Raw genomic sequence first — 10,899 nt, forward strand, 5'->3', positions numbered from 1 at the left:
TAAGGCTATTATTCGGCTCATGAGCGCCACAAATACCCCGCAGCCTGCGTACTGGATCTGGCAACAGCCCGCCTGGCCAGAGTTTTGCCACGACAGCAGCGCCCTGTCCGAACCGTTGCGCCAGTGTCACCAGGCCCAGGCCCAGCTGCTTGGCGCAGCCGGCGCGGTGCCGGCCGGCGAACAGGCGCTGGACACCCTGCTGCAGAACATCATCACCTCCTCGGCCATCGAAGGGGAAAACCTCAACGCCGGCTCGGTGCGCTCCTCGCTGGCCCGCCGCCTGGGCCTGCCCGACCCGGCGCCGGTAGCCGGCCGCAGTGAGCGCAGCGAAGGCGTGGCCGAGCTGATGCTCGATGCCACCGGCGATGTGCTGCGCCCACTGGACCTGCCACGCCTGCTGCACTGGCACCGCCTGTTGTTTGCCCAAGGCAATGACCTGCTCGGCCCGCGCATCCATATCGGCGCCCTGCGTGGCGATGAACCCATGCAGGTGGTGTCCGGCCTCATCGACCGCCCCGTGGTGCATTTCCAGGCCCCGCCACGAGAAGGGCTGGAACGCGAGCTGGACGCCTTTCTGGCCTGGTTTGCCAGCAGCCGCCACGACCCGGCACTGGACCCGCTGCTGCGTGCCGGCATCGCCCATTTCTGGTTTGTCACCCTGCACCCGTTTGATGACGGCAACGGCCGCCTCACCCGCGCCCTCACCGACCTGGCCCTGGCCCAGGCCGCGCCGGACATCGCCCGCCTGTATGCCATGTCCGCCAGCATCCTGGATGACCGCAGCGGCTACTACCGCATTCTGGAAAGCAGCCAGCGCGGCAGCCTGGACATCACCGCCTGGCTGCACTGGTTCCTGCACACCCTGCTCAATGCCCTGCAGCAAGCCCAGGGCCGCATCGCCCGGGTGCTGGACAAGGCCCGCTTCTGGCAGGTCCACGCCGGCCATCAGCTGCACGAAAGCCAGCGCAAGGTACTCAACCGCCTGCTCGACGGCGGGCCACGCGGCTTTGCCGACGGCATCAGCGCATCGCAATACCAGGCCGTGGCCAAGGTCTCCAAGGCCACCGCCACCCGCCACCTGGCCGACCTGCTGGAAAAGCGCTGCATCCAGCGCCTGCCCGGCGGCGGCCGCAGCACCCGTTACCACCTTCTGTTGCCCGGCAGCGCCGGGCACGCCACACCGTCAGGAGACGGCACCGCATGACCAACAACGACATTGTCAGCAAGCTCTGGAACCTGTGCGACATCCTGCGCGATGACGGCATCAACTACAGCGATTACGTCGCCGAGCTGGTGCTGCTGCTGTTCATCAAGATGGAGCACGAGCAGGCCGAGGCCGACCCCAACTACCAGCGCCACCTGCCCGCCGGTGCGCGATGGCCGGATATCACCGGCAAATCCGGCCTGACCCTGCACAAGTACTACCGGCAGCTGCTGCTGGACCTGGGCAACAGCACCAACCCGTTGGTCGCGGCCATCTATGCCGATGCGCAGACCCGCCTCAAGGAACCGCGCCACCTGGACCAGCTGGTGCGCAACCTCGATGCCATTGACTGGTTCTCGGCCCGCCAGGACGGCCTGGGCGACCTCTACGAAGGCCTGCTGCAGAAAAACGCCACCGAGACCAAGTCCGGCGCCGGCCAGTACTTCACCCCGCGCCCGCTGATCGACGCCATCGTGCGCTGCCTGCAGCCGCAGCTGGGCGAGACCATTCAGGACCCGGCCGCCGGCACCGCCGGCTTCCTCATTGCCGCCGATACCTGGATCAAGGCCCAGCACGATGACCTCTACGGCCCGGCCGTGACCGACAAGCTGCGCGAGTTCCAGCGCATCAAAGCCTATGTGGGCGTGGAGCTGGTGCCGGCCACCCGCCGCCTGGCCTTGATGAACTGCCTGCTGCACGGCATGCAGGGCAGCGGCGAAGGCGTGGTGCGCCTGGGCAGCAGCCTGGGCAGCCTCGGCGCGCAGCTGCCGGCGGCCGATGTCATCCTCTCCAACCCGCCGTTTGGCACCGCCAAGGGCGGCGGCGGGCCCACCCGTGATGACCTGCCCTTTGCCACCAGCAACAAGCAGCTGGCCTTTTTGCAGCACATCTACCGCAACCTCAAGCCCGGCGGCCGTGCTGCCGTGGTGCTGCCGGACAACGTCTTGTTCGAGGCCGGCGTCGGCACCGAAGTGCGCCGCGACCTGATGGACAAGTGCGAGCTGCACACCATCCTGCGCCTGCCCACCGGCATCTTCTACGCCCAGGGCGTCAAGACCAACGTGCTGTTCCTGCGCAAGGGCAGCGCCGCCAACCCGCGCCAGGACAAGGCCTGCACCCAGGCCGTGTGGGTGTATGACCTGCGCTCGAATATGCCCTCCTTCGGCAAGCGCACCCCGTTCGGGCCCAGCCACCTGGCCGCCTTCGAGGCCGCCTACGGCGCCGACCCCAACGGTGCCAGCCCGCGCGTGGACGAAGGTGAGCAAGGCCGTTTCCGCTGCTTCAGCCGCGCCCAGATCGCCGAGCGCGGCGACTCACTGGACATCAGCTGGCTCAAGGATGCCGACGCCGTCGACGCCGCCAGCCTGCCCCCACCGGAAGAGCTGGCCGGCCAGGCCATGGCCGAACTGAGCGAAGCCCTGCGCGAGCTCGATGCCCTGATGCAGGCACTGGGCGCCGGCGATGAGGCCAACCAGCAGAAGCAGTTGCTGGCCCAGGTGCTGGGGCTGGAGGCTGAAGGTGACGAGGTGGGCCGTGAGTGAGTTGCCGAAGGGGTGGGAAATCACACAACTTGCTGAGGTGTGTCGGATTGTCAGAGGCGTGACCTACAACAAAGCACAGGCTTCGGACGCCCCAGAGCCTGGGTACATTCCTGTCCTACGGGCCAACAATATCCAGCCTCCCGCATTAGTCCACGAGGACTTGGTCTATGTGCCAGAAAGTTGCGTTTCTCCGGATCAGATGATCGCTGCAGGTGACATCGTCATCGCCATGTCTAGCGGAAGTCGGTCGGTCGTCGGCAAGGCAGCACAGTCTGTTAACCAGTGGACTGGCTCGTTTGGCGCATTCTGCGGCGTGCTTCGGCCTGTTTCCGATGTGCATGCGGGTTTCATCGGACACTTTTGCCGCAGCAAGGCCTATCGGGACAAGACAACGGAGCTGGCGGCTGGCGTCAATATCAACAATCTCAAACCATCGAATTTCAGTGAGATCGATATTCCCGTCCCACCGCTAGCCGAGCAAGCCCGCATCGCCCAGGCCCTCGACGGCCTGCTCGCCCAGGTCGACACCCTCAAGGCCCGCCTCGACGCCCTGCCCGCCCTGATCAAGCGCTTCCGGCAGTCGGTGTTGAGTGCCGCTGTGTCGGGTGATCTGTCCAAGAAGTGGCGCGAAAAAAATCCAACGCTGACAGCAGATGCGATGCTCGTTGATTTCGTGCCACTGCCCGATCCTCCTCGTTATAAAACTCGTTCGGATGCTTTCATTGCAGGCGTATGTGCAACTGCCGTCGGAAAACCAGAACAACGAATCGTTGAAAGCTGGACATGGCTGCCTTTGATCCAGGTTGCACGGATGGAATCAGGGCACACGCCCAGCAAGTCCAGCCCGAACTACTGGAATGGCGACATCCCATGGATTGGCATCAAAGATGCCAATGCGAATCACGAGAAAACAATCTTCAAAACCCTTCAGCAAACCAACCAATCGGGGCTAGACAACTCAGCAGCACGTCTTCTTCCAGAAGGAACGATTTGCGTAAGTCGAACCGCTTCTGTTGGATACGTCGTAAAGATGGGGAAACCCATGTCTACGAGCCAAGACTTCGTCAACTGGGTACCCACTGATTACGTTGATGCCGAATGGCTAAAGTGGCTTTTCGTCGCCGAAAAGGAATCGCTTTACAGATTCGGCAAAGGCACAACGCACACAACAATTTATTTCCCAGAATGGCTTTCTCTACACGTAGCTCTTCCCCATATTGAGGAACAGCGATTCATTGCTCAACGTGTTGATGAGTTGCTCAAGTTTGCTGACATCCTGAACACCCGCCTAAGCGATGCCCGCGCCCGCGTCCATGCCCTGACCCAGAGCATCCTGGCCAAGGCGTTCCGTGGCGAGCTCGTACCCCAGGACCCGGCCGACGAACCCGCCAGCGTCCTGCTCGAGCGCATCAAGGCCCAACGCGCTGCCGCGCCCAAACCGAAACGCGGCCGTAAATAGCGTTTGATTCACGACCGAGCCGCAGCCATGACCATCGCATCAAGCAGCCAAGGCCTTGGTGCGCCCCATCCCTGGGGCGCGGCCTGCCGGCCCAGCCTGCGGCTGTCCCACATCGCTCCCGGCGATGTGGTCGTGGCGAGCTTGTACCCCAGGACCCGGCCGACGAACCGGCCAGCGAACTGCTCGAGCGCATCAAGGCCCAGCGCGCTGCCACCCCCAAACCCAAGCGCGGCCGTAAAAGCGTTTGATTCGTCGGCAAGCGGCAGCCATGACCATCGCATCAAGCAGCCAAGGCCTTGGCGCGCCCCATCCCTGGGGCGCGGCCTACCGGCCCAGCCTGCGGCTGTCCCCCATCGCTCCCGGCGATGTGGTCGTGGCGAGCTCGTGCCCCAGGACCCGGCCGACGAACCGGCCAGCGCTCTGCTCGAGCGCATCAAGGCCCAACGCGCTGCGGCCCCCAAGCCCAAGCGCGGCCGTAAAAGCGCTTGATTCGTCGGCAAGCGGCAGCCATGACCATCACCTCAAGCTGCCAAGGCCTTGGCGCGCCCCCTCCCTGGGGCGCGGCCTGCCGGCCCAGCCTGCGGCTGTCCCCCATCGCTCCCGACGATGGGGTCGCAGCGAGCTCGCGACGTCCCCCCAACCATTGCCGAAGCCATTGCCGAACGCCTGCTGGAAATGAAGGAGGAGCGGCAAACCTTGCTCAAACGCACAAAAGACCAACTGGCCAGAAAACCGCAACGGAAAGCCGCCTTTTCCAGCACATGGAACAAACCGGCGCAGACCACTACCTGACCGCCTTGCGCTAAATTGGGCAGCACTGCGCAAACTGCCTCAAGGGGAAAGGCAATGAGCTGGCTCAAACTCGGCAAGAAACTGGTCAAGGGCACCGCTGACGCCACCTATGGCGCCGCGCGCTTTGTCGGCAAACACCAGGACAGCATTGCCAACGCTACCCGCGTTGCCGTGCAAGCCACCGGCAGCACCCTGGCCGCCGCCGGCAAAGCCACCACCAAGGCCGGCAATGCCGCCGCCCACAGCATGCAGCAACACGCCACACGCAGCGAGGCGCCGCTTTACCGTGGCAGTGCCAGGGCCGCAGCCCTGCTCGGCAAGGGCCTGGCGCTGACCGGCAGCGGCCTGCAAAAAAGCGGTGAGCTCACCAACAGGGCCGGCCCGGCCATCGGCGCGGCAACCGGCGGTTTTGTGCTTGGCGGTGCTTCCATCACCTCGGAAATCATCGACAGCGTGGCCCTGAGCCAACACGACATTGATGCCCTGCGCAAAGAGCTCCTCCACTACGGGGAGCAGGTACGCAACGAATCGGAAGCACTGCAACGACGCATAGCCGCCGCAGCCAAAGGGCGCCGCCGCGCGCAAATGCTCGACCTGCTGGTGGTTGGCGGGGTTTCGCTGGCCTTTGTGGTCGACCATCCTCGCCAGGTACCGGCCGAGGTCGAACAGGCTTTTGAGCTGGCCTACCCCGGCCTGGCTGCCAGCGAAAGCTTCAGCGATGTGGTCAGCCGCCTGAGTACCGAGCAACTGCCCGGTTTTGTCTCCGGGGTAAAAGGCAAGCTGTTCGAGCTGGAACTGGTGGAGCATTTCAACAACGGCGGCCTGCCCGACGGCCTGCATGCCGACCTGGCCGGCTCGGCCACCCAGTCCGGCTGGGATATCCGTATCCTGGATGAAAACGACCAGGTGGTGGATGTGCTCCAGGCCAAGGCTACCGAATCGGTGCAGTACATCCAGCAGGCACTGGAACGCTACCCGGGCATCGATGTGGTCACTACCAGCGAAGTCCACGCCCAGCTGCTGGCTCTGGGCATGGCCGAGGGTGTGAGCAACAGCGGCATCAGCGAGGCCGCGCTGGAAGCCGTGGTGACACAGGCCGCCAGTGGCGCACAGATCGGCTTCAGTGCCAGTGACCTGGTGCCTTCGGTTCTGGGCATGGCGGTGATCAGCCTGTCGCTGTTGCTGGACAAAAACATGAGCTGGGCCGAACGCGCCAGCGAATTCGGCTCACGCAGCGCACGCGTCGGCGCTGCCGGTGCTGCAGCCAAGGTGGCGATGGTGGCCACCCAGACCTGGTGGATCGGTCTGGTGGCCGGTGTTGGTTCGCACTGGCTGGCCGGCAAGGGGCGCGCCCGCCGCGAGCAATACCAGGCCCTGCGCGAAGCAGTAGATATCCTGCGTGACCGCTACGCCGATGATGACATCCTGCTGCTGCCGCATCAGGCGTGAACGGACAAGGCCCGCAATGCGGGCCTTGTCCGCGCGGTTCGTGGTGAACCTTACGTCCGCACCTGCCCTTCCCCACGCACCACAAAGCGCTCGACGGTGAGCGCCTCCAGGCCCATCGGGCCATAGGAATGCAGGCGGGTGGTGGAGATGCCGATCTCCGCGCCGAGGCCGAGCTGGCCGCCGTCTGAGAAGCGCGAGGAGGCGTTGACCATCACCACCGCACTGCGCAGGGCTGCGACGAACGTCTCCGCGTTGGCGGCGTCCTCGGTGACGATGACCTCGGTGTGGTCGGAGGTGTGGCACTGGATATGGGCAATGGCCGCCTGAAGGTCATCGACCACACGAACGGCCAGGATCAGGTCCAGGTATTCGGCATCCCAGTCGGCCTCGGTTGCGGGCAGCAGATCGGCGACGATGGCGCGCGAGGCAGGGCAGCCGCGCAGCTCCACACCTCGTGCGCGCAGGGCTTCGGCAGCCTGCGGCAGGAAGGCGGCGGCAATGTCGTGGTGCACCAGCAGGGTTTCGATCGCATTGCAGGCGCTGGGCCGGCTGCATTTGCCGTCAATCAGCAGGTCCAGTGCCTTGGCGGTGTCGGCCACCGCATCCACAAACAGATGGCATACGCCCTTGTAGTGCTTGATCACCGGCACCCGCGCATGTTCGGCAACGAAGCGGATCAGCCCCTCGCCACCGCGCGGGATGGCCAGGTCCACGATATCTGTCAGCTGCAACAGTTCCAGCATGGCTTCGCGGCGCAGGTCGGCCACGATGGTCAGGGCAGCGGCCGGCACGCCGAAGCGGGCCATGGCCGTATGCAGGCTGGCGGCAATGGCCTGGTTGGAGGCGATCGCCTCCTTGCCGCCACGCAGGATCACCCCGTTGCCGGCCTTGATGCACAGCGCGGCGGCATCGGCGGTCACGTTCGGACGCGCCTCGTAGATCATCGCAATCACGCCCAGCGGCACCCGCACACGCTCCACCACAATGCCGTTGGGGCGCACTTCGCTGCGGGTCTTCTGCCCGACCGGGTCCGGCAGGCCGGCCACCTCGCGCAGGGCATCGGCAATACCGGTGATACGCGCCGGGTTGAGCATCAAGCGGTCCAGCATCGCGTTGCCAATACCGGCAGCGCGGGCGTTGTCCAGGTCCTGCACATTGGCGGCCAGGATCGCGGCCTCATCAGCCAGCAACTGCTCGGCCATGGCCTCCAGCAGCGCGGCCTTGGCGGTGCTGTCCAGTGCGGCAATCGCGCGCGAAGCTTCGCGGCAGGCCAGGGCCTGGGTACGGATATCGGTCATGCTTGCTTCCTTGTCAGATGGCGCGCTCACAGCAGCACCAGGTCATCGCGATGGATCACGCTGTGGCCATAGTGGTAGCCCAGCACGGTATGGATGTCACGGGTGTGGTGGCCGGCGATGCGGGCGATGTCCACCGCGGCATACTGGCTCACGCCCTTGGCCAGCACGGCACCATCGCTGCCATGCACCTCCACCATGTCGCCGCGACGGAAGCCACCGCTGACCGCGGTGATGCCGCCGGGCAACAACGAGGCGCCCTTGCTGACCAGAGCGGTGGCCGCGCCGGCATCCACACAGATCGCCCCATCGGCCAGCGGCGCATTGCGCAACCAGTACTTGCGCGCGGCCAGCTTGTTCTGCCCGGCATGCACGCGGGTGCCGAACAGGCGCCCCTGGGCCAGCGCCCGCACCACCTCGCCATCGCGGCCGTTGAACAGCACGGTGTCGATGCCGGCCGCACCGGCGCGGCGCGCCGCTTCCAGCTTGGTCCGCATGCCACCGGTGCCCACCGCCGAGCCACTGCCTCCGGCCATGGCCATCACTGCATCGGTCAGCTCGACCACCTGGTTGAGCGGCTGCGCGGCCGGGTCACGGCGTGGGTCGGCAGTGAACAGGCCATCGATATCGGTGGCGATGAACAGCACATCGGCATCCACCAGCGCGGCCACAATCGCGGCCAGGTTGTCGTTGTCGCCCAGCTTGAGCTCGTCCACCGACACGGTGTCGTTCTCGTTGACCACCGGCAGCGCACCCAGGGCCAGCAGCTCGTTGAGGGTGGCGCGGGCATTGAGATAGCGGCGGCGGTTGCGCAGGTCATCATGGGTGAGCAGGACCTGGGCGACGGGTCGCTCGAAAAAGCGCTGCCACAGGCCGATCAGCTGTGCCTGGCCCAGCGCGGCCAGCGCCTGGCGGGCGGCCAGCGCGGCATCGGCCTCCACATGCCGCGGCAGGATCGCGCGGCCGGCCGCCACCGCGCCGGAGGAGACGATCACCACCTCCCTGCCCTGCTGCACATTGGCCGACACGAACTGCGCCAGGCCCAGCGCAAAGCGCGGGCTCAGCCCCCCGCCATCAGCGGCCAGCAGGCTGGACCCCACCTTGAGCACGGCACGACGCCAGCTGGGCAGGGGTTGCTCGGTAAAGGCGGAAGCAACAGGCGGCGTCATGATCCATCGACTCTGGTGGGGAACAGCCATTATGCGGATATTTGCACCTGCGCTGCAGTAATCAGCACATACAAGACCCACCGTGCCCCGGGCAAACGCAGCTGCAGCAAAGCCGGCGCTGACTGGCGATCCAGAGGGACAGCCGGCATCACAAGGCAGCAGATGGGCACTGGGTCAGAAAATCCCCTGCCGTGACGTGGAATGATTCCGATGGCTCCGCAGTCGCCATGTCGCCATTCTGACTGCGTACCGGCACCACCACAGCATCCACACCAGCCACACGATCGCCACGGTTGTATCCACGGTCCTTGCCGGAGGTAGTCAAGCATGCGCTCTCCCATCCTTGCCCCCTTTGTTGGCTTGCTCGCCCTGTTTGCCAGCTGCGCCGAGCCCGCTGCAGCGCAGACGGTGGCCGACCAGTCCGCCAGTGCCTCCCCCCGTCAGCCAGATGCCGCTGAGAACCCGTCACTGCAGCGATGGCCCTTGATTCCCGGCGAGACCCGCGGCGACAGCCCCGGCCCGATGATGCCCGGGCGCATCTACTCACCCAGCAAAGCACCGGTCACCTGCCCCTCGCAGCAGTTCGAAGAATTTTTCCACGCCTTCCTCAACAACGGCGACCTGCAGGTGGCTTATACAGCCAAGCCTTATGTCCTCAAAGGCCCGTACTACCTGCAGCACAACACCGAGCCCGGTGATCCGGCCAATCCACAGTGGGAGACGGTTGAAATCTATACGCCCATCCACGGTTACCAGCGTTACAACGAACGTCAGACATCCTATGTTTCGGACAGCACCAGGCTACTGCCTGGTCAGCAGTGGACAGGGGTCGATGCCTTTGGCAGATCCACGGACAACCCGCCAACACAACTAGAAATTCGCCAGGTATCGCAGGCCGAGTATGCAATGCATACACGCGACCGTATGACCACCTTCAGCAAGCGCGCCGACTGCTGGTACCTGAGGCATGACTGGACACTGGATCCATTTGAAGGCTGCCAATGGCCCGACCAGTGCCGCAGCATGCGTGAGTACGAGGGTGGTTTCATGGACGAGCTGGATTGAGCCTCAACAACACCCGACGCGTAGTTTCCATGACTTCTTGCCGGAGGCCTTCAACCATGCGCCCGATTGTTTTGCTCGCCCTGCTCCCGTTCGTCGCCCATTGCACCGAGCCCCCTGCACCGCAGACGGTGGCCGACCAGTCCGCCAGTGCCTCACCCCGTCAGCCAGATGCCGGTGAGAACCCGTCACTGCAGCGATGGCCCTTGATTCCAGGCGAGACCCGCGGCAACAGCCCCGGCCCGATGATGCCAGGGCGTATCTACGCACCGGCCGAAGGACCGATCACCTGCCCCTCGCAGGAGTTCGAAGCATTCTTCCACGCCTTCCTCAACAACGGCGACCTGCAGGTGGCTTACACCGCCAAGCCTTATGTCCTCAAAGGCCCGTACTACCTGCAGCACAACACCGAGCCCGGTGATCCGGCCAATCCACAGTGGGAGACGGTGGAAGTCCATCGACCCATGCATGACCGCTACCGCTATGACGCACAGCGGCAACTCTATGTCAGCGACTCTTGGCTTTTGCCCGGACAGAAGTGGACAGGGATCGATGCTTTCGGCAGATCCACGGACAACTCGCCAACACAACTAGAAATTCGCCAGGTATCGCAGACCGAGTATGCAATGCATACGCGCGACCGTATCACCACCTTCAGCAAACGCGCCGATTGCTGGTACCTGACACACGACTGGACACTGGATCCATTTGAAGGCTGCCAATGGCCCGACCAGTGCCGCAGCATGCGTGAGTACGAGGGTGGTTTCATGGACGAGCTGGATTGAGCCTCAACAACACCCGACGCGTAGTTTCCATGACTTCTTGCCGGAGGCCTTCAACCATGCGCCCGATTGTTTTGCCAGCCCTACCCCCGTTCGTCACCCATTGACCTGAGCCCCCTCACCCCCCACAGGTGGCCCACACGTCC

The 10,899-nt window shown here is 64.7% G+C and carries 9 protein-coding genes and 1 pseudogene; 8 read left to right on the forward strand and 2 right to left on the reverse strand.

Translation table 11 applies throughout. The features are described 5' to 3' along the window. Positions 1–19 precede the first annotated feature (19 nt). The 6 genes and pseudogenes from ABB30_RS05630 (at position 20) to ABB30_RS05655 (ending at position 6,445) form a co-directional block, all read left to right on the forward strand. Positions 20–1,204, forward strand: a complete 1,185-nt coding sequence (locus ABB30_RS05630; protein ID WP_057637323.1) for a Fic family protein — start codon at positions 20–22, stop codon at positions 1,202–1,204. Continuing rightward, the gene (locus tag ABB30_RS05635; RefSeq protein ID WP_057637324.1) at positions 1,201–2,745 is read left to right on the forward strand and encodes a class I SAM-dependent DNA methyltransferase; all 1,545 of its coding nucleotides are present in this window, start codon (positions 1,201–1,203) and stop codon (positions 2,743–2,745) included. Before ABB30_RS05630 ends, ABB30_RS05635 begins: the two co-directional genes overlap by 4 nt. Continuing rightward, a complete protein-coding gene (locus ABB30_RS16155) occupies positions 2,666–4,204 on the forward strand; it encodes a restriction endonuclease subunit S (protein WP_152980590.1) in 1,539 nt (512 codons plus the stop codon). The genes ABB30_RS05635 and ABB30_RS16155 overlap by 80 nt, the downstream gene beginning before the upstream one ends. Positions 4,205–4,335: 131 nt before the next feature. Next, positions 4,336–4,452, forward strand: a pseudogene (locus ABB30_RS16955) (restriction endonuclease subunit S); the annotation flags it as partial. A 358-nt stretch (positions 4,453–4,810) separates the two neighbouring features. Then, positions 4,811–4,996, forward strand: coding sequence for a hypothetical protein (locus ABB30_RS16160; RefSeq protein ID WP_152980591.1), 186 nt, complete (start codon positions 4,811–4,813; stop codon positions 4,994–4,996). A gap of 54 nt (positions 4,997–5,050) precedes the next feature. Further along, positions 5,051–6,445 carry a hypothetical protein gene (locus ABB30_RS05655; RefSeq protein WP_057637328.1) on the forward strand — a complete coding sequence of 465 codons (1,395 nt, stop codon included), beginning with the start codon at positions 5,051–5,053 and terminating at the stop codon, positions 6,443–6,445. Between the two features lie 50 nt (positions 6,446–6,495). Here the strand turns inward: ABB30_RS05655 and ABB30_RS05660 are convergent, their stop codons facing one another. Further along, a complete protein-coding gene (locus tag ABB30_RS05660; RefSeq protein ID WP_057637329.1) occupies positions 6,496–7,743 on the reverse strand; it encodes a glutamate-5-semialdehyde dehydrogenase in 1,248 nt (415 codons plus the stop codon). Between the two features lie 26 nt (positions 7,744–7,769). Then, positions 7,770–8,909: a glutamate 5-kinase gene (gene proB / locus ABB30_RS05665; protein WP_057637330.1), complete on the reverse strand. Its 1,140-nt coding sequence runs from the start codon at positions 8,907–8,909 to the stop codon at positions 7,770–7,772. A gap of 408 nt (positions 8,910–9,317) precedes the next feature. Here proB and ABB30_RS05670 point away from each other — a divergent pair, with 408 nt between their 5' ends. Both ABB30_RS05670 and ABB30_RS05675 read left to right on the forward strand, forming a co-directional pair. Continuing rightward, positions 9,318–9,974 (forward strand): hypothetical protein, encoded by a 657-nt coding sequence (locus tag ABB30_RS05670; protein WP_152980592.1) that lies wholly within the window; start codon positions 9,318–9,320, stop codon positions 9,972–9,974. Positions 9,975–10,030: 56 nt separating this feature from the next. Further along, the gene (locus ABB30_RS05675) at positions 10,031–10,756 is read left to right on the forward strand and encodes a hypothetical protein (RefSeq protein WP_057637332.1); all 726 of its coding nucleotides are present in this window, start codon (positions 10,031–10,033) and stop codon (positions 10,754–10,756) included. The last annotated feature ends 143 nt before the right edge of the window (positions 10,757–10,899 follow it).

Origin of the sequence: Stenotrophomonas ginsengisoli, from assembly GCF_001431485.1 — a bacterium.
Taxonomy (GTDB): domain Bacteria; phylum Pseudomonadota; class Gammaproteobacteria; order Xanthomonadales; family Xanthomonadaceae; genus Stenotrophomonas; species Stenotrophomonas ginsengisoli.

Bases quoted from the DNA above. Each gene is read 5' to 3' on its own strand.
- ABB30_RS05660 (WP_057637329.1), bottom strand. From the start codon at position 7,743: ATGACCGATATCCGTACCCAGGCCCTGGCCTGCCGCGAAGCTTCGCGC.
- ABB30_RS05655 (WP_057637328.1), top strand. From the start codon at position 5,051: ATGAGCTGGCTCAAACTCGGCAAGAAACTGGTCAAGGGCACCGCTGAC.
- ABB30_RS05630 (WP_057637323.1), top strand. From the start codon at position 20: ATGAGCGCCACAAATACCCCGCAGCCTGCGTACTGGATCTGGCAACAG.
- ABB30_RS16160 (WP_152980591.1), top strand. From the start codon at position 4,811: ATGGGGTCGCAGCGAGCTCGCGACGTCCCCCCAACCATTGCCGAAGCC.
- proB (WP_057637330.1), bottom strand. From the start codon at position 8,909: ATGACGCCGCCTGTTGCTTCCGCCTTTACCGAGCAACCCCTGCCCAGC.
- ABB30_RS05675 (WP_057637332.1), top strand. From the start codon at position 10,031: ATGCGCCCGATTGTTTTGCTCGCCCTGCTCCCGTTCGTCGCCCATTGC.
- ABB30_RS16155 (WP_152980590.1), top strand. From the start codon at position 2,666: ATGAGGCCAACCAGCAGAAGCAGTTGCTGGCCCAGGTGCTGGGGCTGG.
- ABB30_RS05635 (WP_057637324.1), top strand. From the start codon at position 1,201: ATGACCAACAACGACATTGTCAGCAAGCTCTGGAACCTGTGCGACATC.